Raw genomic sequence first — 21,929 nt, forward strand, 5'->3', positions numbered from 1 at the left:
CATCTCACATAAGAAGGCCGTGAGGGCCTAGTAGCGCTTGGATGCCTGCGGGTTCGCTGCGAGTTCCACTTCCACCTGCGCGTGGAATTTCTTCTCCACGATGAAGGAAAGCAGCGGGATGACTCCACCCAGCGCCAAAAGGACCATCTTGGCGAACGGCCAGCGCATGAGCGACCACAGGCGGAAGTTGGAAACCAGGTAGACCACGTACATCCAACCGTGCACGATCAGCACGGAAGTGGAGATGTTGAAGCCGCCGATGACCCCCTTGGGCTCGGATTCAGCAAAACCAAAGCCGAACGGCTGGCCCGTAACGGCATTTGTCCCGCCGGCGAAGAGTGAGGCACCAAAGCCGTATCTGGCGATCAATTCGGCGCACAGCAGCAGAAGCATTGCACCCGTGAGGTATGCCATGACTTTGTAAAACTTCAACGCCGAACGGATTTGCGCTTCCGTCCCCCCGAAGCGCCGCTTCTTGGGCTTGGGTCCGGATTGTTCGGGCTGGATCGCCGGTTTTGGCTCAATCATTGCTGCACCTTTTGTTCTGGCTCTGGGCTGGTGGGTTCTGCGGTTGCCCCGGCTTGGTCTGCTTCGTCGAAGTCGTCATCTTCGTCTTCGTCTTCGTCTTCGTCTTCTTCAAGGTCGCGCCGGTAGTCGTCCTTCACCAGCCGCCACCAAATGAAGATCGAGAAGCCGGCAAAGACAACCCATTCCACCGCATAGAAGAGGTTCAGCCAGTTGACCTGCTCTGCAGGGGGCTGTGGTGGGATGTTCAATGCCTTGATGTCATCACCAAGGGGAATGGTCACTCCGCCGGAGACTTCCGATGTCGCCGCGATGAAGCCCTGATAGCTGGAGACTTCCCACTTGTTGATGAGTTCTGCCGTTGAGACTGCAGAAGCCCGACCCGGACCGGCGTCGACTTTTGGAAGCGGCGCTTCGGAAGGGATGAGGCGACCGGTCAAGGTGATGGTTCCCGACGGCGGCGGGCCGGCTTGGGCGGCATCAGCCACCCATCCGCGGGCAACGGGGATCCACGTTTGTGGGGAGGCACCGACGCCCTTGAGCGTGGGAGCACCGTCGACCGCAAAGGCAGAGACGATCCAGAAACCCTTTTGGTTGTTAAAAAGGCGGCCCTCAACGAGGACCTGCTTAGCGGGATCGTATGTTCCCGTCGCGGTGACCATCTGGTCCGAGACCGAACCGGGGAAAAACTGGCCAGGCTCGAGGACGTCCACCAGCGGTTTTACTTCTTCGATACTGGACGGCGCAGGGGGCTCGTACTGGGCGGACCGGCTGAGCTGCCATTGACTGAGCAGCACAAATACCCCGGATAACAGAAGGGCAAAGACCAGTCCTGCGATCCAGCGGGGTTTCAACGCGGTTTTCAACACCCCTTAACCGTACTTCGTCCGGCTGTAGAACAACGAAACGAGGTGTGTTCCGCCGGCCCGGAGGGTAGCGCCACTCTTTAGTGGTCGAAAAACACCAGGCTCGAGTTGATGAGTTCGGAAATGACTTCGGGATCGTGGGCCCGGCGCAGGGATTCCCGGAACGACTCCTTTGAAAGTGATCGTGCAAGCGTGGCGAGAACCTCAAGGTGGTCCGAAAAGGAACTTGCAGGCGTGGCGATAAGGAGGATCAGGGTTGCCGGACCGTCAGTTGCCCCGAAGTCCAGGGCATGGCCAAACTTGGTCACGCCAACGGCGATGGAGATCCTGTCTACGTATTCACTACGTGCGTGGGGCAATCCGATGCCGCCGGGAAGCCCGGTGGCAAGTTGGTGCTCACGCGAATGCACCTGCTCGAGGAAGCCCTCAAGATCGGAAATTCTGCCTGCTGCGTGGAGCCTATGAGCCAGTTGTGCAGCGGCATCGATCTTGTCCTGGGCAACAAGCTCAAGGATGACCGTCTCCGGGGTGGTCAGTTCCGCGTCGTACCGGTCAAGTGGTTCAGCCAAGTCGTGTTCCCTCCCTGTGGCCTCCCGGCCTCAATTCCTTGTGCTGGTCAGCGAAGGGGAACGATGTCATCCACTCCCATGCGTGCGGCATCAGCCGATTCGTCATCAGGTTGCTGCTGACTAAGCCGTTCGGCTTCCACGCGCGCCAGGTAGTGCTTGATTTCACTTTCGCGCTGAGTCTCGCTCCAGCCAAGGATTTCTCCCATCAGCTTAGCTACTACGGGCGCGGCTGACACACCCCGGTCCCATGCTTCTATGGATATCCGGGTGCGTCGGGTCAAAACATCGTCAACATGACGGGCACCCTCGTGGCTTGTTGCATAGACAACTTCTGCGGCCAGGTAGTCATCGGCTCCGGGAAGGGGTTCCCCCAGCTCCGGCCGTCCGGCGATGATGTCCAGGACTTCCGGTGTCAGGGATCCAAAACGGTTGAGCAGGTGCTCCACGCGTGCCACGTGCACACCGGCCTGTTCAGCGGATCTGCCGCGTCGGTTCCACGCCGCTTTGAATCCCTCAGCACCGAGGAGCGGAATGGTTTCGGTGCAGCTGGACGGAACACGTTCGTCCATGGCCCTGGTTGCCTCGTCCACGGCGTCTTTGGCCATGACACGGTAGGTTGTGTACTTCCCGCCGGCAACCACCACGAGACCGGGCACAGGATGCGCCACTACATGTTCCCGGGACAGCTTGGCCGTGGAGTCGTTGTCGCCGGCCAGTAAGGGGCGGAGCCCGGCATAAACGCCCTCCACGTCTTCACGTGTCAGTGGACGCTTGAGGACCTTGTTGACATGTTCCAGCACATAATCGATGTCCTTGCTGGAAGCTGCCGGGTGTGCCTTGTCCAGCGTCCAATCGGTATCCGTTGTGCCGATGATCCAGTGCCTGCCCCATGGGATCACAAAGAGCACTGACTTCTCGGTGCGAAGAATCAGCCCAACCGTGGACTGGAAGCGGTCGCGCGGCACCACCAGGTGGATTCCCTTGGACGCCCGGACCTTGAGTTGGCCCCGGTCTGTGACCATGGCCTGCGTTTCGTCCGTCCAGACGCCCGTAGCGTTGACCACTTGCTTGGCCCTGACTTCGAAGACGCTGCCGTCCTCTTGGTTCTCCACCTTGGCTCCGACTACGCGCTCACCCTCGCGGAGGAAATCCACCACCCGGACACGGTTGGCGGCGTGGGCACCGTAATGCGCTGCTGTCCTTACCAGGTTGACCACAAGACGGGCGTCGTCCACCTGGGCGTCGTAGTAGCGGATGGATCCAACAAAGGCATCTTCTTTGAGGCTCGGAGCTGCCCGCAGGGTTCCGCGCCGGAAGAGGTGCTTATGCATGGGGACGCCGCGACTATGGCCGGAAGTCAGGCCCAGGGTGTCGTATAGCATGATGCCCGCACCCACGTACGGGCGCTCCCAAATACGGCGGGTCAGAGGGTAGAGGAAGGGCACGGGGCGGACCAGGTGCGGCGCGATCTGCTGGATCAGCAACCCGCGCTCTTGAAGGGCTTCCTGGACCAGGCCGAAATCCAGCATCTCCAGGTAACGCAGCCCGCCGTGGATGAGCTTGGAGGACCTGGACGAGGTGCCGGATGCCCAGTCGCGGGCCTCCACGATGCCGACGGTAAGGCCACGCGTCACAGCATCCAAGGCTGCACCGGCTCCCACCACTCCGCCGCCGACAATCAGGATGTCGAGCTCTTTGCCGGCCTGGGCTGTGGCTTTCAAGACTTCGATTGATGCGACACGGGATTCCGGGCTCAGTGCTCCCGGGGAATTCACCTGCGGACCGCCTGCGACATTGCTCATCGGACCCCTCCTCAAATGCAACAGCTGGTAGTCCCCTACCCTACTTGTTGCTTGCCGCCTTGGGCAGGGCAACGGCTGGAAGCTGACAGGGGAGAAATACGCCCAATGCAGGAAGCCCTGTTGGCTCCGACAGGAGTCGGAGCCAACAGGGGCTTTTAGCGCTTGGTTTTCAGTTTCCCGCGTAAGGCGAAACCACGACGTCGACGCGCTGGAACTCTTTGAGGTCCGAGTAGCCGGTGGTCGCCATGGAACGGCGCAGGGCGCCAATAAGGTTGGACGTTCCGTTGGTGTGGTGGCCCGGCCCAAAGAGGACCTCTTCCAACGGACCAACTGTTCCAACATTGACGCGATCGCCGCGGGGGGATTCGAGGTGGTGTGCTTCAGGACCCCAGTGCCAGCCCCGGCCCGGAGCCTCTTCGGCACGTGCCAGTGCGCTGCCAAGCATGACGGCGTCGGCGCCCATGGCAATAGCCTTGACGATGTCTCCGGAGCTGCCCATGCCGCCGTCGGCAATGACGTGGACGTACCGGCCGCCGGACTCATCCATGTAATCGCGGCGGGCAGCAGCGACATCGGAGATGGCCGAAGCCATGGGCGAGTGGATACCGAGGGCACGGCGCGTGGTGGTGGTGGCACCGCCGCCGAAGCCTACCAGGACGCCCGCAGCGCCGGTGCGCATGAGGTGGAGGGCGGGAGTGTAGCCGGCTGCTCCGCCAACGATCACCGGAACATCGAGCTCGTAGATGAACTGCTTGAGGTTCAGCGGCTCGTGATTCTTGGAGACGTGTTCAGCTGAAACCGTGGTTCCGCGGATAACAAAGATGTCGACGCCGGCAGCCACCACCGTCTTGTAGTGTTCCTGGGTTCGCTGCGGAGTCAGGGACCCGGCTACGGTAACACCGGCGGCGCGGATCTCGGCCAGGCGGGAGCTGATGAGTTCAGGCTGGATGGGTGCCTGGTAAAGGTCTTGCATGCGACGCGTGACGGCAGGGCTGTTAGTCTCGTCGGCAAGTTCTGCGATCTCATCGAGTACCTTCTGGGGATCCTCGTAACGCGTCCAGAGACCTTCAAGGTCAAGGACACCCAAGCCGCCGAGCCGACCAAAGGCGATGGCGGTGTCCGGGGACATCACTGAGTCCATGGGAGCCGCGATGACGGGGGTGTCGAACTTGTAGGCGTCGATCTGCCAGGAGACAGAGACGTCCTTCGGGTCGCGCGTCCGGCGGTTCGGGACGATCGCGATGTCATCCAGGGAGTAGGCACGACGCCCACGCTTGCCACGGCCAATCTCAATCTCATAAGTCACGGCTCTTACTTTACTGGACCCCTCCCGGAACCCCGATTCGGCCAAGAAAGTGAACACTTCATAAAGCGGCTTTCCACATGGCAGGGGACCCATGGCGCCGGGCTTCCACGGAGCCGGCATTGAACACATCCGGCCGCAATCCAAGCAACTCGGCCCCCGGGTTCGCGCGGGGTTGGGGCAGAACCCCGGGTGAGTTACCAGGCCGGCCCCGCTCCCCTTTTCCACTCTCGCCGCCCCTTGGATTATTGGCTTTCCCCGGAGCTCACGGCCATCACCCCGCCGAATGCGCGTTCGCGCCTGCGCAAGCTCGGGGATGCACGTGGAGCCTGCATGGGCGCTTGGGCTGCCGGAATCGGAATCGTGGCGTGACCCTTATGGCGATGCCGGATACGGCCCGCCCTAGGTCGCAGGAGTGTTGCGGCTGGTCTCGTCCACCGAGAGCTGGGATTCGAACATCCGGAAGTACCGTCCCCTCAACGCCACCAACTCCTTGTGAGTCCCCTGTTCCGCAATGCGTCCGTCCTCCAGCATGTACACGATGTCTGCCTTCTCGATGGTGGCCAGACGGTGACTGATGGCGATGATGGTGCTGCTCCGGTCTGCGAAGAGCCGGGTGAAGATGCGGTGCTCCGCCAAGGCGTCGATGGCAGACGTGGGCTCGTCCATGACCATGAACGCGGCATCCCGGTAGAAATTGCGTGCCATGGCCAGTCGCTGCCATTGACCGCCTGAAAGCCCGCTTCCCTTCCGCCCGCGGGGGTCCTCCATCCAGTTGCTGACATGGTTCTCCAAGCCGTTGGGCAGCTTGTTGATGAACTCCATGGCCTCGGCGTCCGAGGCCGCCCTCCGGATCCGGTCGTCGTCCCGAGGCTGGTCCACATCGCCGAGGTAGATGTTCTCTGCCGCGGTGGCGAACTCATACTTCAGGAACTCCTGGCTCAGTACTGCCAGGTGGCGGTGCCAGCTGGTGACGTCAATCCCGGCGAGGTCCACGCCATCGAGCAGGACCTGGCCCGAGTCAGGCCGGTAGAGCCCGGCCAGGATTCGGATCAGCGTTGATTTGCCGGCCCCGTTCTCCCCCACAATGGCGATGTGCTGACCTGCCCTGATGGTCATGGAGATGCCCTTGATGACCTCAATGTCGCTCCCCGTGTAGCTGAAGCGGATGTCCCGCAACTCCACGGTGGTGGGCGAGGATGCCAGCGGTTTCTCTTTCCCGCTGGGAACAGGAAGGGCCATGAAGAGCTCGTAGTCCTTGAGGTTGGCAAGGTCCTCATCAATGGAGCTCAAAGAGGAGACAAGGCTGTTGGCAGTGGAAAGCGCCCGGCTCACAATCTGCTGGACATACAGGAATTGTCCCACCGGCTGCGCCCTGGCGATGATCTGGCCAACCACCCAGATCAGGGACACGACTTCGGCACCGTACTGCAGGGAATCGGCGGCCAACTGCTTGGGGATGTACCGCTTTTGGAAGTCCAGGCGCCTGCGCTCGTCAGCATCCCTCAGTTTGGACCTCAGGTCCATGAGGTATCCAACTATCCCGTAAAGCCTCATTTCCGCAATGTGCTGGGGACGGAGCAGGTTCTGTTCGATCATCCGGCGTTGGCGTCGCGAATCCACTTGCGTATTCCAGTGCGCGATCTGTTCGCGCGACAGCTTGAACTGCAGGTAGACACTGGGGACGATAGCTACCAATACGATCACCGCGATCCACCAGCTGACCAGCAGCAAAGCACCGATGGCCAGCACCACGGAAACGAACTGCGTGAAGATGGCGGCTATCCGGTCCAGGACCCGCGCATAGGAATCGGAGAACCGCTTGGCGCGGTCGTAAAGATCCACCGTTTCCTTGTCGTCGTAGCGCCAGAACTCCAGCGCCAGGAAGCGCTGGTACATCATGTCGCCCACGATGGCGCCTACTTTGAAGCTCATCAACTGCTGGATGTAGCGGTCCACGCTGCTGAAAGCGCCCCAGAACAATCCAAGGGCCGCAGTGATGATGACATACAGAATTGCCCGCGGGCCGGCGTCGGGGTCTCCCGCGTAGCCCGCCGCCAGCGCTGTGGTGGTCAGGGCGGCGAAATACGTGGTGACCAGCGGCAGCGTGGCCGAAATCAGGGAGCCGGCCACCTTCATGATGACCGCGCCCGGCGAAGCTTTGAAGCTCACCTTCAGGACTTGCCCGACGGCGCGTGCATACGGCCGCAGGGCCAGCTTGCGGGGCGGCGTCCTGCCCGGTGGAGCCGGATTCAGCCGGACCGACTCCGGGTGCCGCAGTTGCGCGGGCTTTTCTGACATGTGCCCAGCCTATTCTTAGGGACCGACAATCTTGCCGCGTCCTGTTAAACAGCTGTTCCCCGCGGAAATTTCCACGGGGAACAGCCCAAGTTCATGATCAGCGGGAACCGTAGTTGGGTGCCTCCACCGTCATCTGAATGTCGTGCGGGTGCGACTCCTTCAGGCCCGCGGGCGTAATGCGAACGAACTTGCCGCGCGCCTTCAGCTCCGCAATGGTGGGAGCACCGGTGTAGAACATGGTCTGGCGGAGGCCACCTACCAGCTGATATGCCACAGAAGCCAGCGGGCCGCGGAAGGCTACACGGCCTTCGATGCCTTCCGGGATGAGCTTGTCGTCACCGGAGACGTCGGCCTGGAAGTAACGATCCTTGGAGTAGGACGTGTTCTTGCCGCGGGACTGCATGGCGCCGAGGGAGCCCATGCCGCGGTAGCTCTTGAACTGCTTGCCGTTGACGAAGATGAGTTCGCCCGGGGACTCCTCGCAGCCAGCCAGCAGGGAGCCAAGCATCACAGTATCGGCCCCGGCAACCAGCGCCTTTCCGATGTCGCCCGAGTACTGCAGGCCGCCGTCGGCAATCAGCGGAACACCTGCAGGGATGGCAGCCTTGGCAGATTCGTAGATGGCGGTGATTTGCGGAACGCCAACACCGGCAACCACGCGCGTGGTGCAGATGGAGCCGGGGCCGACGCCTACCTTGATGCCGTCTGCGCCTGCGTCGATCAGGGCCTGGGCACCTTCGCGGGTGGCTGCCTGGCCGCCGATGATGTCTACGTGGGCAGCAATGGGATCCGACTTCAGGCGGCGGATCATATCCAGCACGCCCTGGGAGTGGCCGTTGGCGGTGTCAACGAACAACGCGTCGACGCCGGCGTCGATCAGCTTCATGGCGCGCTCCCAACCGTCGCCAAAGAAGCCGATGGCAGCACCAACACGCAGCCGGCCTTCGTCGTCCTTGGTGGCCAGCGGGTACTGCTCTGCCTTGGTGAAGTCCTTGGTGGTGATCAGGCCCTTCAGGCGGCCCTGCTCGTCAACAAGCGGGAGCTTCTCGATCTTGTTCGTAGCAAGCTTGTGCGAGGCTTCCTCGCGGCTGATGCCCACGTGCCCGGTGATAAGGGGCATCTTGGTCATGGCATCGCTGACACTGCGCAGGGGGAATTCCGATTCCGGAATGAAGCGGGTATCGCGGTTGGTGACGATGCCCAGCAGGCGTCCGTCGGTGTCCACCACGGGAAGGCCGGAGACACGGTAACGGGAACAGAGTTCATCCAGTTCCTGCAGCGTGGCCTGCGGTCCAATGGTCAGCGGGTTGGTGATCATGCCGGACTCGCTGCGCTTGACGCGGTCAACGTGCTCGGCCTGGTCGTCAATGGACAGGTTGCGGTGGACCACGCCCAAACCACCCTGGCGGGCCATGGCGATGGCCATGCGGGACTCAGTTACGGTGTCCATTGCTGCGGAAAGCAATGGAGTCTGCACGGAAATGCGCTTGGAAATACGGGACGACGTGTCAGCATCGGACGGAATGACGTCAGTGTGGCCGGGCAGCAACAGGACGTCGTCGTAGGTCAGGCCAACAAAGCCAAAGGGATCGTGTTCGGGCTGGGTCATGAGTGTGCGCCTCTTACCTGGGTTCCGGGGGCTTAACTGGTAGGGGTTGCAACTGATGACCAGCCCGTCATTACGGGACTGGCCTGTGCAGAAACTGCCTGTGCAAAAGTTGCTTGTGCAGCAGGTATTGGATAAATACTAGAACCTCCGCGCCGATCGCCATATTCCGCGACGCCTGACTGTGAGCAACAGCACTGGCGGCAGGCCGTCGTCGTACGTTTGAAGACGCTGGCGGGTGTCGCACCTAGCTACCGCGCCATCCCGTGGCAGGTCCCCTTGCTCGCACGTGAAGGCTTGGGTTCATTGACCGCAGGGGCAGCAGCTCTTGCGCGCGAAGCCATCATCGTTGCCACCCTGTCGCGGCAAACCACCTCTCGTCGAGCATGCCTGCCATGCTCTTGACATAGGTTTTAGTCAGGTGGTTGTCATCCAGGTAGACGAAGGTGTTGCCAATGATGGGCGGACAGTAGATTCCCAAACAGATGAGGTCGGTCATATCCAGCAGGGCCAGGCCTTGGTACTTACCCGTCACCGAATCAAAGGGGCTGGGCTCAGCCAGGACGTCTGCCTTCAATGGGCGGCAATCAGGGCTATCCACGCCCTTGGCGAGGGCGCAGTCCGTGAGGCTGTAGGTAAACCGTGGGTTGTCGCGGACCGCTACCACCTGGACGCCCAGTCCTGTGACCTCGGGAATCAGATCCTCAAAACCGTAGGTCAGTCTTTCATCGGGCAAGGACGACACAGCTGCCGTGCCCACCATGAAGACAGCATCCGGCGCCTGTTCCCGGATGTGGCTGCGCACTTGGCTGTTGAACTCATTACAGCCAGGCTCCGCCTCGGGGTCTTCAGTCATGAAGGGACAGGCGCCGTACAGCAACGAGTAGAGGCGCCAGTTGTACTGCTCCGCCAACACTTCCAAGGCAGCGAGCCACTGCTGGGAATGCGAGTTCCCCACCACCAGGACCGTCTTGGTGGCGTCGGACCCGACGCCGTTCTGCTGGCAGTTGTCCTGCAGTAACTGCGATTTCGGTTTAGTGTCGCCGGAACATCCGTCGGACAGCTTCGCCCAGTCCCGCCCGATCCTTTCCGCGGTGGGCTGGGTGAGCGCATTCGGAGCTGCTTCATTTACATAGGTAGGCAGGAGTGCCTTGGCGCCGGGGTTATCGAAAACCATCCGGGCCTCTGCAGCCTGCTGGTCCAGGTCCAGTCGGTACTGGAAAGCCATGAGGGGCGCGGACACGACCGCCAGGCACGCCACAATCGCGATAACGGAGCGACGCCGCTTCACCTCCGGCCACTTCCATTCCCGGAACGGTTTCTCCACGAACTTGGTTGTCAGGAAAGCCAAAACGAGTGACGCCGCAACGATGGCCGTGCCGGAAAGCCAGCCAGCTTGATCCTTGCCGCTCCAGGCCAAGGCAATCACCAGAATGGGCCAGTGCCAGAGGTACAGGGCGTAGGAGTTGTCGCCGAGCCTGACCAGGAATTTGGAACTCAGGATGCGGTCGACGCCGAAACGGCTCCCGGTCTGACCGGCCGCAATGACCGCGACCGCAGCCAGAGTTGGCCACAAAGCAACGAATCCCGGGAAGGCGGTTTGTACCTGCAGCAGGACTCCGCAGCTGAGCATCGCCGCCACGCCAACCCAGCCCATGATGACACGGACAGGCTTGGAAAAATCAAGGGCCGGCAGGATCAAGGCCACCAATGTCCCCAGGGCGAACTCCCACAAGCGGGCAAAGGTATCGAAGTAGGCCACTGCCTGGTTGCCGGCAGTGAAGATGATGGAGTAAATGAACGAGGCCAGGAAGATGATCGCGAAGACGTACACCAGCGTCGCGCGGTAGCGGAGGGCAAAGCGGCGGCACACCAGAGCGACCGTTGCAAAGATGATGGGCCACAAAATGAAAACCTGGCCCTGAATGGATAACGACCAGAAGTGTTGAACAGGGCTCGCCATGCTGTGGTCGGTGGCGTAGTAGTCTACTGCCAGTTCCTGCAACAGCCGGTTCTCAAAGTAAAACAGCGATGCCCAGGTTTGCTGGACGATCTCAACCCAGCGCGTGGCCGGCAGGAAGATGAACGTTGCTGCGAGGGTTCCCACAAGGACTACAACGACGGCCGGCAGCAGCCGCCTGAACAGGTGCAGCCAGTGGCGCACGAGGTCCATGGGGCGTCCCTGTTTGTACCGTCCCGTGAACTGAAGGGTCATGAGGAACGATGAGATCAGGAGGAAGACATCAACGCCTCCGGAGACCCGGCCAATCCAGATGTGGTAGCTCACCACCATGAGGACGGCGAGCGACCGAAGGCCCTGGATTTCGGGGCGGAACTTAGACTTCGCAAGGGGTCCGGCGGCCCGCCTACCACGGTGGGCAGGGGCTGGAATGGTTGGCGTCGTCACGTTAGGCAGTTCCTCAAAGCTGTGGCACAAAGCATCAATATTACGCGGTTTCAGCCGCGCAATTCATGGTCGAGGGTGTTCCCGGCCGCCATCCAATGCCCCATCAGCGCAGGTCCAGCCATACATTGTGCCACCACAACCTGTGCGTGACCTGTACTGATGCTCCCCGGCCTCGCCTACTTTGCCCCTCGGCGCAACTGCCTTCAATGTGGCCCATTACACGTTCGCGAAGCCCTTGGAACGCGATATGACCCTCTGATCGGCCCCGCAACAACCTGAAGAGACAACAGAAGCCCCGGTCAAAGTGACCGGGGCTTCTGTAAAACAGGCGGTTAGTGCTGGTGGCCTGCGTGTGCGTCTTCTTCCTCAGCCGGCTTCTCGGCAACCAGGGTCTCGGTGGTGAGAACCAGGGCAGCGATGGAAGCGGCGTTGCGGAGAGCGGAGCGGGTGACCTTGACGGGGTCGATCACGCCAGCGGCGATCAGGTCCTCGTACTCGCCGGACTTGGCGTTGAAGCCGTGGTTGGCTTCCAACTCGGAGACCTTGGCAACAACAACGAAGCCGTCGAAGCCGGCGTTGTGGGCAATCCAGCGCAACGGCTGAACCAGGGCGCGGCGGACGATGCCCACAGCAGCTGCGGCGTCGCCTTCCAGCGCCTTGACGGCCGGGGACTCGTCCAGTGCCTTGAGGGCGTGGATGAGAGCGGAACCGCCACCGGAAACGATGCCTTCTTCAAGGGCTGCACGCGTGGAGGAAACGGCGTCCTCGATGCGGTGCTTCTTTTCCTTCAGCTCAACCTCGGTGGCTGCGCCAACCTTGATCACGCCGATGCCGCCAGCCAGCTTGGCCAGGCGTTCCTGCAGCTTTTCCTTGTCCCAGTCCGAATCCGTACGGGTGAGCTCAGCACGCAGCTGAGCCACACGGTCGGCCACGTCCTGGGCCGTACCGGCACCGTCAACGATGGTGGTGTTGTCCTTGGTCACCGTGATGCGCCGTGCGGTACCGAGAACCTCGAGGCCAACGCTGTCCAGGGTCAGGCCGAGGTCCGGGGAGACAACCTGGGCGCCCGTGAGCGTCGCGATGTCCTGGAGCATGGCCTTGCGGCGGTCGCCGAAGCCCGGCGCCTTGACGGCAACAACGTTGAGCGTGCCGCGGATGCGGTTGACGATCAGCGTGGACAGGGCTTCGCCTTCGATGTCTTCAGCAATGATGAAGAGCGGCTTGTTGGCCTGCAGGGCCTTCTCCAGCAGCGGCAGGAAGTCCTGCAGCGAGGAGATCTTGCCCTGGTTGATCAGTATGAGGGCGTCCTCAAGGACGGCTTCCTGGCGCTCTGCGTCGGTGACGAAGTACGGGGAAAGGTAGCCCTTGTCGAACTGCATGCCCTCGGTCAGGACCAGTTCGGTCTGGGTGGTGGAGGATTCTTCAATGGTGATGACACCATCCTTGCCAACCTTGCCGAACGCTTCAGCCAGCAGTTCGCCAACCTCGTCGCTCTGCGCGGAGATGGCTGCAACACTGGCAACCTGGGTGCCTTCGACTTCGCGGGCGTTCTCCAGGAGGCGGGCAGCGACGGCTTCGACGGAAACCTCGATGCCGCGCTTGATCTCGCCCGGAGCAGCGCCGGCAGCAACGTTGCGCAGGCCTTCCTTGACCAGGGCCTGTGCCAGCACGGTAGCCGTGGTGGTGCCGTCGCCGGCGACGTCGTTGGTCTTGGTGGCTACTTCCTTGGCCAACTGTGCGCCAAGGTTCTCGTAGGGGTCGTCAAGCTCAACTTCGCGGGCGATGGTCACGCCGTCGTTGGTGATCGTGGGAGCGCCCCACTTCTTGTCCAGCACGACGTTGCGGCCGCGCGGGCCAAGCGTCACCTTGACAGTGTTGGCGAGCTTGTCGATACCGGCCTCAAGAGACCGGCGGGCAGCATCGTTAAAAGCAAGCTGCTTTGCCATGGTTGTGTCCTTTCAAGACAGAAAACCCGCACCGCTGACGGTTGGAATGATTCCAACGCGACGGCGGTGCGGGGCTCCGGGAAGTTACTTTACGACGATCGCAAGGACGTCGCGGGCGGACAGAACGAGGTACTCGTTGCCGCCGGTCTTGACTTCGGTTCCGCCGTACTTGGAGTAGATGACGACGTCGCCAACAGTTACGTCAACCGGTACGCGGTTGCCGTTGTCATCGAAGCGGCCGGGGCCGATTGCAACAACTTCGCCTTCCTGCGGCTTCTCCTGTGCGGAGTCCGGAATTACCAGGCCGGAAGCCGTGGTCTGCTCTGCTTCGAGCGGGCGAACAACAATACGATCCTCAAGAGGCTTAATCGAGACCGACACTCGGACTCTCCTTTTCATGAGCTGATTCATGGACTAAGAACTAGGGTGCCGGAGCGTACAACCGTCGTCGCGGTGCCGGAAGACGCTTGGCGTGATTAGCACCCTCCGGGGGAGAGTGCTAACAAGACTCTATGTAAGCGTTAGCACTCGGTCAAGGCGAGTGCCAGCATTTCGTCATGAGTGAACCTCCGTCACCGGCCGGTGAGGTCGTCCAGATCGTAGTCTTCGCCGTCGTCATCCTCGTCCAGCGGAGCGTTGCCCCGATTCAGATACAGCACCACGGCAGCGGCAACAGCTACGACGCCGGAGATCGCCAGGGTGATGATTCCACCGGTCCTGGCGCCGCTATAGAGTTCACGGATGCCCCGCGCTTCATCAGTGGCGTCGTTGACGCTCTTGCCGGCGACTGTGTAGGTGGCGGCATTGAAGGAATCCAACGCGAAGATAATGATCAGCAGGCCGATGCAGACCACCGCGATCACAGCCCCCGCTATGAGGGCGGGGCGGGCGAGTTTTGTCAAGGTGGAGGGGTGCGGGGCTGCGTTGTCTTCCATGAAAACAACCCTATCCGGCTGATTCGCCGGTCACTCTGTCAAGTGCCGCCCCGTTAGGCTTGATCACATGCCTCACGCACCGCAGGAACAGATCGCACCCTTGCTGACCACTGAAGGATGGGAACTTCTTGCTTCCTTGGGGCCCTACCGGGAGGCTGACTCCTTCAGCCTGAACGCCGGGCTCCGGAAGGCGGGCCACTCCCCCGAACTCGTGGCCGCCGTCCTCACGCAATCGCGCCTACGCACTCGGGCGGAGGCAAAGTTCGGGGAGTTCGCGCGCCAGATGCTGTTCACCCAAGCCGGGCTGGAACAGGCCACGCGCCTGAACGTCGCGGCCCGGCACGCCGAGCGGTTCGCGAAGGCCGGCATCCGGCACGTTGCCGATCTCGGCTGCGGCCTTGGCGCTGATTCCATGGCAATGGCGTCAATGGACATCTCGGTGACCGCCGTTGAGGTGGATGAAACCACTGCCGCCTGCGCCACCATCAACCTCATGCCCTTCCCCCAAGCGACCGTGGTGCACGCGGATGCAACTTCGGTGGAGCTGGACGGGATGGACGGCGTGTGGCTGGATCCTGCGCGTCGGACCACTTCGACTTCCGGAACCAAACGGATCTGGGACCCTGAAGCTTTCTCTCCCCCGCTGTCCTTCGTGGAGCGCCTGGCGGCCACCGGCCAGGCCATCGGCGTCAAAATGGGCCCGGGCATCCCCCATGATTCAGTGCCCTCAGGCTGCGAAGCCCAGTGGGTATCAGTGGGAGGCGACGTTACCGAGATGACCCTGTGGTTCAACGCCGTGGCCCGCCCCGGCGTGCGTCGGGCCGCGCTGGTTATTGGCAGCCAGGGTGCCGCTGAGATCACCAGCGGCGCGGATTTCGACGGCGGCCCGGTAGCCGTCGTCGGGCCTGTGGAAGGCTTCCTCTACGAACCGGATGGTGCGGTGATCCGAGCGGGACTGGTAGCCGACATCGCCGAGCGGCTGGGTGGGCACCTGGTGGACGAGCACATCGCCTACATCTGCGCCCCTGAGCTGCATGACACCCCGTTCGCCCGCGCTTACAAGGTGCTTGACGTGATGCCTTACAACGTCAAGGCACTCAAATCGTGGGTGAAGGACAATGGCATCACAGTGTTGGATATCAAGAAGCGGGGCACGTCAGTGACCCCGGAAGAGCTGCGAAAGCAACTTCTGCCCGCTAAACCCGCCAAACCCGCCAAGGGTAAGGATGCGAAGACAGCCACCTTGGTCCTCACCAGGATCGGTGAGGAAAAGGTGGTCGTCGTGGTGGAGCCGGTAACGGCCTGGGGCGCCACAAGCTGAAGGGGTCAGCGGCGCGAGAACTCCGATGCTTCGCGGACCTGCTCGGCGCTCGGGCGAACACCCGTGTACAGCACAAACTGTTCTTCGGCCTGGATGGCGATGACCTCGGCGCCGGTAATCACCTTCTTGTCCGCATTTCGGGCAGCGCTGATGAGTGGCGTTTCCGACGGCAAGGCCACGACGTCGAACACCACCTGCGCGGCGGCAATCGTGGCGTCATCGAAGGACTGGGCGGTTTCATCCGCACCTGCCATCCCCAGCGGCGTGACGTTGATGATGAGGTCCGCGGTTGAGCCGTTGACGTCGTCCTGCCACCCGAAGCCGTAAAGATCTGCGAGCGCACGGCCGGTGTTCTCGTTGCGGGCCACGATGGTAACGGCAGTGAAGCCGGCGTCCCGGAGTGCTGCGGCTACTGCCTTTGCCATGCCGCCGGCACCACGGAGCAAAACGGTATGGCTGCTGGGAACCTGGTGGTCCTTCAGGAGCCGGGCAATTGCGATGTAATCGGTGTTGTACGCGGTGAGGACGCCGTCGTTATTGACGATCGTGTTCACCGAATCGATGGCTTTTGCCGACGGGTCCATCACGTCGACCAGTGGAATGACGGCTTCCTTATAGGGCATGGACACCGCGGCGCCCCGGATCGGGAGGCCGCGGATGCCCGCCACTGCAAGGGTGATGTCCGCGGGGGCGAATGCCTTGTAGACAAAGTTCAAGCCCAGCAGATCGTACAGATAGTTGTGGAACCGGGTCCCGATATTGCTGGGCCGGGCCGCAAGAGAAATGCACAGGGACATGTCTTTGTTCAGGATTGGCATTCCCCCATTAAACAACGGGCCTCCACGCTGACTTGCCCATCCGGCCGCGCGGTCAGCCCTGCCGCACCTGCATCCGCGGGTTGTTCTTGTTGATGACGAAGGTGCACCCGCGCCTCTGTAGGCGTTCCGGCTGCATTAGACTTGATCCGACCGCTGGCGGCCCCACAGCGGGGAACCGTGCCCGGCTGAGACAAACAATGAGGGGACTACGTGCAGATTGATTTTGCGCCATCCAGGCAATCGACACTGGGTGTGGAATGGGAGTTGGCGCTCGTCAATGCACGCACCGGGGAATTGGTATCAGTGGCCAACGACGTCCTCAAGGGCGTCGCCGCGAACCACCCCGACCTCAATGAGGATGACGAACACCCCCATATCAAGCGCGAGCTGCTCCTCAATACTGTGGAACTGGTCACCGGCATTTGCGAGACAGTCAAGGAGGCCAAAGAGGACCTCAGCCGTTCCCTCGCGGCAGTCCGGGAAGTCACCGATCCCATGGGCGTGGAAGTGTTCTGTGCAGGCAGCCACCCGTTCAGCCCTCCCCTGCTCCAACCCGTCACGGACAAGGAGCGTTACGCCAAGCTGATCGAGCGGACCCAATGGTGGGGACGCCAAATGGTGATTTACGGCGTCCACGTCCACGTTGGCATCGACCGCAGGGACAAGGTCCTTCCCATTTTGGATGGCCTGGTCAACTATTTTCCGCACTTCCAGGCATTGTCCGCCTCCAGCCCTTACTGGGCCGGAGAGGAAACCGGCTACGCGTCCCAGCGTGCGCTCATGTTCCAGCAGCTTCCCACCGCCGGTCTTCCCTTCCAGTTCGAAACCTGGGAGGCCTACGAGTCCTATGTCCAGGACATGTTCACCACCGGAGTCATCGACGCAACGTCGGAAATCCGCTGGGACATCCGGCCAGTATCGAACCTGGGCACCATCGAGATGCGCATCTGCGACGGCTTGGCCACCCTTGAAGAAGTAGGGGCCATTGCCGCCCTGACACAGTGCCTGGTGGATGAGTTCTCCTCCATCCTCGACGCCGGCGGAAGCATCCCCACCATGCCTCCCTGGCATGTGCAGGAAAACAAATGGCGTGCAGCGCGCTACGGGATGGAAGCCATCATTATCCTTGACGCCGCCGGCAACGAGCAGCTGGTCACAGAGCACCTGGCGGAAACCGTCGCGCGACTGGAGCCTGTAGCGGCCAAGCTCGGTTGCACCGAAGAACTGGCCGACGTCCTGAAGATCATCGAGCGCGGGGCAAGCTACCAGCGCCAGCGCCGCGTGGCCGCGGAACACAACGGCGACCTGCAGGCAGTGGTCAGGGACCTCGTGCAGCAGATGCGCAAGGGACCGGACGCGTAGCCCGCGAAGGCGCTAGGCGGTCACTGACACCGTAGTCACCGGCATGGAGGAATCCGGCGCGAAGGAGACTCCGCTGGGCCTGATACCGGCCATGATCAGCTGGGCTCCGAGCGCGGCAACCATGGCTCCGTTGTCCGTGCACAGGTCCAGCGGTGGAACGTGCAGCTTGATTCCCGCGGACGTACAGCGCTGCCCGGTCAATTCCCGGAGCCGCGAGTTCGCTGCAACACCTCCGCCCAGCAGGACGTCAGTGATGCCATGCTCTTTGCAGGCCAGGACCGCTTTGGAACTAATGACGTCCACCACCGCTTCCTGGAACGCTGCTGCGATGTCCGCCACCGGGACTTCCTCGCCGCGGGCTTCGAACTGCTCAACGCACCGGGCTACAGCTGTTTTCAGGCCGCTGAAGGACCAGTCGTAGCGGTGCGGGCCCTTTTCCTCCGCAGTGCCCATGTATTTGGGTTGCGTGAGGCCACGCGGGAAGCGGATGGACTTCGGGTTGCCCTGGCGTGCCAATTTGTCGATTGCGGGTCCGCCCGGGTACCCAAGGCCGAGGATGCGGGCCACCTTGTCGTAGGCTTCCCCGGCGGCGTCGTCGATTGTTGAACCCAGTAGCTCGACGTCGTCCGTGATGCTCCGGATGCGCAGGATTTCAGTGTGCCCACCGGATACCAGCAGGGCTCCGAGATTGTCCGGCAGTTTGCCGGCACCCAAGCCGGCGGCAGCACCGGCGTCGGGCGCTCCTGGCGAGGCTGGCCTACCCAACAGCCCCACGCCGACGTGCGCCACCAAGTGGTTGATGGCGTAGAGCGGCTTGCCGGTGGCAACGGCCAGGGCTTTCGCAGCACAGACGCCCACCATCAGGGCACCCGCCAGGCCGGGACCGGAGGTGACCGCAATGGCGTCGACGTCGTCCAAGGTAACGCCGGCCACGCGCAAGGACTCCTGCAGGGTGGGCACGAAAGCGTCCAGGTGCGCGCGCGAGGCGATCTCCGGGATAACACCGCCAAAGCGAACATGCTCCTCCATGGAGGAGGACACCGTGTTGGTCAGCAGGGTGGTCCCCCGCACGATCCCGACACCGGTCTCGTCGCAGGACGACTCGATGCCAAGCACCAGCGGCTGCCGGGACTGTTCCGGATACGGCCCGCTCACGCTGTGGCTCCTTCGTGTGGTTTGTTCAGTTCAAGGCGCATGATCAGCGCGTCCGTGCCGTCCCGGTAATAGCGGGGACGGACGTGGATCTGCTCGAAGCCGAACCGCAAATACAGTTGCTGGGCACGGGGGTTGTCCGCCCGGACCTCCAACAGAACGTCCTCAGCACGACGGCGCCGTGCTTCGTCAATGAGTTCGGTCAGGACTGCTGAGCCAATGCCCTTGCCCTCAAATTCAGGCACGACGGCGATCGTCTGGACGTCCGCGATCGGCTCGATACACATCAATCCCGCGTAAGCCACGATCTCCCCAGCCACCTCGGCCACCACATAACGCCGGGTCTCGGGTTGGGCCAGCTCATCGAAAAACATCTGCAAAGGCCAGGCGTCCACCGGGAACAGCCGGCGCTCCAAGGCCTCAACGGCCGGGATGTCCGCCTCCGTCATCTCGCGGAGGGAAACCCCGGCGAGTTCCAGCTTGGGTGAGAGTTTCACAGTGTCCCTTCCCTCACAGTGCACGCTTCCTTGGCCCGGGGACCTGGGCGTCCGATTCCCGCAAATACAACGGTGTCGAGTCCAGCAGGGCCTGCCCGGCAGTGAGCTTGGCCAGGGCGAACTGGCCCAGCGAGGCCGCATCCGGTTGGGTGGCCGCGAAATCTTCATCCGCTGTGAGTACATCGGCGTACAAGCCGGCACCCGCGCCGAACACCGGCAAGTCAGGAAGTTCGGACGCGAAACCAACATGGGGGCCGTCCACGAGTTCCGGAAGCTGGCCCTCGGCCAGGGTGTAGCGGGCCCAGTAGACCTCCTTGCGCCGGGCATCGGTAGCCACAAGGAATTCGGGAGTCGCAGCGGTGGACTCCGCTACTTCAAGGGCGATGGCATCCAGGCTCATAACCCCGTACAACGGCTTGTCCCAGACGAAAGCGAGGGTGCGGGCGGTGGCAATGCCGGAACGCAATCCGGTGAAAGGACCCGGTCCCACACCAGTGACGATCGCATCGATGTCCGACCCGGTGACGCCCGCGCCGGCCAAGAGCTTCCCGATTCCGGGAGCCAGCACTTCGGCATGGCTTCGGGTGTCCTCCGTGGCGAAAGAATCCACCACGCTTTCCATGGCATCGTCGGAAATCAGGGCCGCACTGGCAACCGCTGAGGTATCAATGGCCAGTATCAGCATCAGTTGCCTTCCACCGGTGTTGTGTTTTCAAGGAGTTGCGGTACCTCGGCCCAGCGCTGACCGAAGCCACGGAAGATGATGGTGCGGGGTTCGTCGTCGTCATCGGTGTCAAAGCCCAGCACGTCCCCTGTGGTTGCTGAACTTTCCCCTGTGGTTGCTGAACCTTCCCCACCAAGAGGCCTGAGCAGGTCAACCTCCAGGCGGCTGTCCGAGAGGTGCTCCACCCGGTCCCGGCCCCACTCCACCACAGTGACCGCCGTGTCCATGGTGTTCTCAAGATCGATGTCGTCAATTTCCGCTGCCGAGTCCAACCGGTAAGCGTCAACATGGACCAGGTCCGGCCCGCCAGGCCTGGGGCCATCGGCAAGATTGGGGTGGATCCGTACCAGGACAAACGTCGGGGAGATGATGCCCGCACGGACTCCCAGCCCCTCGCCAAGTCCTTGGGTGAAAGTCGTCTTGCCCGCGCCCAGTTCGCCGGTCAGGACCAGGAGATCCCCAGCCTCAAGCACCCCACCCAAAGCTGCTGCGAGCGCGTGGGTCTGCTCCGCCGTCGTGACCGTAAGGGTGCGCTCCCACTGGGCTTCGCTCACAGGCCTGCCGTATCTGTTGCGTTGTGGTGGTCGGCCCGGGCGGGTAGCTCGTTGACGTAGGTGCGTGGCACACGGGGACTGATGCGCGTCACGATTTCGTAGTTGTTGGTTCCCGCTGCGGCCGCCCAGTCATCCGCGGTGGGACCACCGTGGGCACCGTTGCCGAACATGACGGCTTCAGCGCCTTTCAGGCCCGCCGCCTGTTCAGGGGACAGCGGTCCCAAATCAATTACCATCTGGTCCATGGCAATTCTGCCTACTACGGGGTAGTTGGTTCCGTCCACCCTTACAGGACCTCCAGTGGCGATGCGGGGGACACCGTCCGCGTAGCCCAGCGGCACCAGGCCCAGCGTGCTTTCCTGGCTGGTCCGGTAGTTGAGTCCATAGGAAACACCCTGGCCTGCGGGGACCTTCTTGCAGTTGGACAGCAGGGTCCGGACGGTCATGGCCGGATGCAGCCCAAGTTCCGCGGACGTTGCCCCGTCAAACGGGGACAACCCGTAGATCCCCAGGCCTACGCGGACAAGGTTGAAGTGTGTATCGGGGCGGGACAGTGCGGCAGGGGTGTTGGCAATGTGCCTGACCTCGGTATCCACGCCGGCGTCCTCTGCCATGGCGAGGGCTTCGCGGAACACAGCCAGTTGATCATCGGTTTCCGGGCGTTGCGGTTCGTCGGCTACGGCCAGGTGCGAGAATATCCCCACCACCCTCAGGAGCCCTTGGTCCTGGTACTCCATGGCCTGGCCCAGCAACTGGTCCCAGTCCTCAATGGTGCAGCCGTTTCGACCCAATCCCGTATCAACTTTGAGGTGCACACGCGCAGGCCGCTCCTGTTCGCGGGCTGCAGCTACCACGGCCTCGAGTTCCCAGCCGGAAATTCCGACGTCGAGGCCGGCGGCGACTGCCGCTTGGAAGTTACTTTCGCGGGTATGCAGCCAGGCCAGCAGCGGGGCATCGACTCCGGCGGCGCGCAAGGCGAGCGCCTCGGAAATGTGGGCGACACCCAGCCAGGCCGCTCCTGCGTCGAGTGCTGCCCGGGCAACCTGTACGGCCCCGTGGCCATAAGCGTCTGCCTTCACCACGGCCATGACAGCGGCCGGGGAGGCGATCCCCACGAACTGACGTACGTTATGCCGCACGGCGTCGAGGTCGATCACGGCGGAGCGTTCCAGCACCGCTGACTTTGCTATGGAGGCCCTCGACCCGATACCGATATCTGCAGCTGCTTCGTAAGTCACCCT

At 62.3% G+C, this 21,929-nt stretch carries 19 protein-coding genes and 1 pseudogene; 2 read left to right on the forward strand and 18 right to left on the reverse strand.

Annotated features, from left to right (window positions below; all coding sequences use genetic code 11):
* Positions 1 to 27: 27 nt before the first annotated feature.
* The 11 genes from ACLRGI_RS04085 to ACLRGI_RS04135 all read right to left on the reverse strand — a co-directional run bounded on the left by ACLRGI_RS04085 (position 28) and on the right by ACLRGI_RS04135 (position 14,260).
* Positions 28 to 528, reverse strand: coding sequence for a DUF3817 domain-containing protein (locus ACLRGI_RS04085; protein ID WP_419200418.1), 501 nt, complete (start codon positions 526 to 528; stop codon positions 28 to 30).
* Positions 525 to 1,394 (reverse strand): SURF1 family protein, encoded by an 870-nt coding sequence (locus tag ACLRGI_RS04090; RefSeq protein WP_419200419.1) that lies wholly within the window; start codon positions 1,392 to 1,394, stop codon positions 525 to 527. Before ACLRGI_RS04090 ends, ACLRGI_RS04085 begins: the two co-directional genes overlap by 4 nt.
* A gap of 77 nt (positions 1,395 to 1,471) precedes the next feature.
* Complete coding sequence (locus ACLRGI_RS04095) at positions 1,472 to 1,960, reverse strand: PTS sugar transporter subunit IIA (protein WP_419200420.1); 489 nt, start codon at positions 1,958 to 1,960, stop codon at positions 1,472 to 1,474.
* Between the two features lie 47 nt (positions 1,961 to 2,007).
* Positions 2,008 to 3,762 carry a glycerol-3-phosphate dehydrogenase/oxidase gene (locus ACLRGI_RS04100; protein ID WP_419200421.1) on the reverse strand — a complete coding sequence of 585 codons (1,755 nt, stop codon included), beginning with the start codon at positions 3,760 to 3,762 and terminating at the stop codon, positions 2,008 to 2,010.
* A gap of 169 nt (positions 3,763 to 3,931) precedes the next feature.
* A complete protein-coding gene (locus tag ACLRGI_RS04105) occupies positions 3,932 to 5,068 on the reverse strand; it encodes a GuaB3 family IMP dehydrogenase-related protein (RefSeq protein ID WP_419200422.1) in 1,137 nt (378 codons plus the stop codon).
* A 399-nt stretch (positions 5,069 to 5,467) separates the two neighbouring features.
* Positions 5,468 to 7,366: an ABC transporter ATP-binding protein gene (locus ACLRGI_RS04110; protein WP_419200423.1), complete on the reverse strand. Its 1,899-nt coding sequence runs from the start codon at positions 7,364 to 7,366 to the stop codon at positions 5,468 to 5,470.
* Between the two features lie 97 nt (positions 7,367 to 7,463).
* Positions 7,464 to 8,975, reverse strand: a complete 1,512-nt coding sequence (gene guaB, locus ACLRGI_RS04115; protein ID WP_419200424.1) for an IMP dehydrogenase — start codon at positions 8,973 to 8,975, stop codon at positions 7,464 to 7,466.
* 340 nt (positions 8,976 to 9,315) lie between these two features.
* Positions 9,316 to 11,379, reverse strand: a complete 2,064-nt coding sequence (locus ACLRGI_RS04120) for an acyltransferase family protein (protein WP_419200425.1) — start codon at positions 11,377 to 11,379, stop codon at positions 9,316 to 9,318.
* Between the two features lie 332 nt (positions 11,380 to 11,711).
* The gene (gene groL / locus ACLRGI_RS04125) at positions 11,712 to 13,325 is read right to left on the reverse strand and encodes a chaperonin GroEL (protein ID WP_419200426.1); all 1,614 of its coding nucleotides are present in this window, start codon (positions 13,323 to 13,325) and stop codon (positions 11,712 to 11,714) included.
* Between the two features lie 84 nt (positions 13,326 to 13,409).
* A complete protein-coding gene (gene groES, locus ACLRGI_RS04130; protein ID WP_211711208.1) occupies positions 13,410 to 13,706 on the reverse strand; it encodes a co-chaperone GroES in 297 nt (98 codons plus the stop codon).
* A gap of 191 nt (positions 13,707 to 13,897) precedes the next feature.
* On the reverse strand, positions 13,898 to 14,260 hold the full coding sequence (locus tag ACLRGI_RS04135) for a hypothetical protein (RefSeq protein WP_419200427.1): 363 nt from the start codon (positions 14,258 to 14,260) through the stop codon (positions 13,898 to 13,900).
* 67 nt (positions 14,261 to 14,327) lie between these two features.
* Between ACLRGI_RS04135 and ACLRGI_RS04140 the strand changes: the two genes are divergently transcribed.
* A complete protein-coding gene (locus ACLRGI_RS04140; RefSeq protein WP_419200428.1) occupies positions 14,328 to 15,581 on the forward strand; it encodes a THUMP-like domain-containing protein in 1,254 nt (417 codons plus the stop codon).
* 5 nt (positions 15,582 to 15,586) lie between these two features.
* Here ACLRGI_RS04140 and ACLRGI_RS04145 read toward each other — a convergent pair whose 3' ends face one another.
* Both ACLRGI_RS04145 and ACLRGI_RS04150 read right to left on the reverse strand, forming a co-directional pair.
* Entirely contained in the window at positions 15,587 to 16,399 is an 813-nt protein-coding gene (locus tag ACLRGI_RS04145) for a shikimate 5-dehydrogenase (RefSeq protein ID WP_419200429.1), read from the reverse strand.
* Positions 16,400 to 16,451: 52 nt separating this feature from the next.
* Positions 16,452 to 16,520, reverse strand: a pseudogene (locus ACLRGI_RS04150) (50S ribosomal protein L36); the annotation flags it as partial.
* A gap of 89 nt (positions 16,521 to 16,609) precedes the next feature.
* Between ACLRGI_RS04150 and ACLRGI_RS04155 the strand changes: the two are divergent.
* Entirely contained in the window at positions 16,610 to 17,761 is a 1,152-nt protein-coding gene (locus tag ACLRGI_RS04155; protein ID WP_419200430.1) for a glutamate--cysteine ligase, read from the forward strand.
* Between the two features lie 12 nt (positions 17,762 to 17,773).
* Here ACLRGI_RS04155 and tsaD read toward each other — a convergent pair whose 3' ends face one another.
* Genes tsaD through alr form a run of 5 tightly spaced genes read right to left on the reverse strand, consistent with a single transcriptional unit; the run spans position 17,774 to position 21,926 of the window.
* Positions 17,774 to 18,916 (reverse strand): tRNA (adenosine(37)-N6)-threonylcarbamoyltransferase complex transferase subunit TsaD, encoded by a 1,143-nt coding sequence (tsaD, locus tag ACLRGI_RS04160; RefSeq protein WP_419200431.1) that lies wholly within the window; start codon positions 18,914 to 18,916, stop codon positions 17,774 to 17,776.
* Entirely contained in the window at positions 18,913 to 19,410 is a 498-nt protein-coding gene (gene rimI, locus ACLRGI_RS04165) for a ribosomal protein S18-alanine N-acetyltransferase (protein WP_419200432.1), read from the reverse strand. Before rimI ends, tsaD begins: the two co-directional genes overlap by 4 nt.
* Positions 19,411 to 19,423: 13 nt before the next feature.
* The gene (gene tsaB, locus ACLRGI_RS04170; RefSeq protein ID WP_419200433.1) at positions 19,424 to 20,095 is read right to left on the reverse strand and encodes a tRNA (adenosine(37)-N6)-threonylcarbamoyltransferase complex dimerization subunit type 1 TsaB; all 672 of its coding nucleotides are present in this window, start codon (positions 20,093 to 20,095) and stop codon (positions 19,424 to 19,426) included.
* Positions 20,095 to 20,688 carry a tRNA (adenosine(37)-N6)-threonylcarbamoyltransferase complex ATPase subunit type 1 TsaE gene (gene tsaE, locus ACLRGI_RS04175; protein WP_419200434.1) on the reverse strand — a complete coding sequence of 198 codons (594 nt, stop codon included), beginning with the start codon at positions 20,686 to 20,688 and terminating at the stop codon, positions 20,095 to 20,097. Before tsaE ends, tsaB begins: the two co-directional genes overlap by 1 nt.
* Positions 20,685 to 21,926, reverse strand: coding sequence for an alanine racemase (alr, locus tag ACLRGI_RS04180; protein WP_419200435.1), 1,242 nt, complete (start codon positions 21,924 to 21,926; stop codon positions 20,685 to 20,687). The genes tsaE and alr overlap by 4 nt, the downstream gene beginning before the upstream one ends.
* Positions 21,927 to 21,929 lie beyond the last annotated feature (3 nt).

The organism is Paenarthrobacter sp. PPS72 (assembly GCF_048537125.1).
Classification (GTDB): domain Bacteria; phylum Actinomycetota; class Actinomycetes; order Actinomycetales; family Micrococcaceae; genus Arthrobacter; species Arthrobacter nitroguajacolicus_E.

What these genes read in the sequence shown, in the direction of transcription:
- ACLRGI_RS04085 (WP_419200418.1), bottom strand. Translation starts at nt 528, where the DNA reads ATGATTGAGCCAAAACCGGCGATCCAGCCCGAACAATCCGGACCCAAG.
- ACLRGI_RS04100 (WP_419200421.1), bottom strand. Translation starts at nt 3,762, where the DNA reads ATGAGCAATGTCGCAGGCGGTCCGCAGGTGAATTCCCCGGGAGCACTG.
- guaB (WP_419200424.1), bottom strand. Translation starts at nt 8,975, where the DNA reads ATGACCCAGCCCGAACACGATCCCTTTGGCTTTGTTGGCCTGACCTAC.
- tsaB (WP_419200433.1), bottom strand. Translation starts at nt 20,095, where the DNA reads ATGCTGATACTGGCCATTGATACCTCAGCGGTTGCCAGTGCGGCCCTG.
- ACLRGI_RS04140 (WP_419200428.1), top strand. Translation starts at nt 14,328, where the DNA reads ATGCCTCACGCACCGCAGGAACAGATCGCACCCTTGCTGACCACTGAA.
- ACLRGI_RS04135 (WP_419200427.1), bottom strand. Translation starts at nt 14,260, where the DNA reads ATGGAAGACAACGCAGCCCCGCACCCCTCCACCTTGACAAAACTCGCC.
- groL (WP_419200426.1), bottom strand. Translation starts at nt 13,325, where the DNA reads ATGGCAAAGCAGCTTGCTTTTAACGATGCTGCCCGCCGGTCTCTTGAG.
- ACLRGI_RS04145 (WP_419200429.1), bottom strand. Translation starts at nt 16,399, where the DNA reads ATGCCAATCCTGAACAAAGACATGTCCCTGTGCATTTCTCTTGCGGCC.
- ACLRGI_RS04110 (WP_419200423.1), bottom strand. Translation starts at nt 7,366, where the DNA reads ATGTCAGAAAAGCCCGCGCAACTGCGGCACCCGGAGTCGGTCCGGCTG.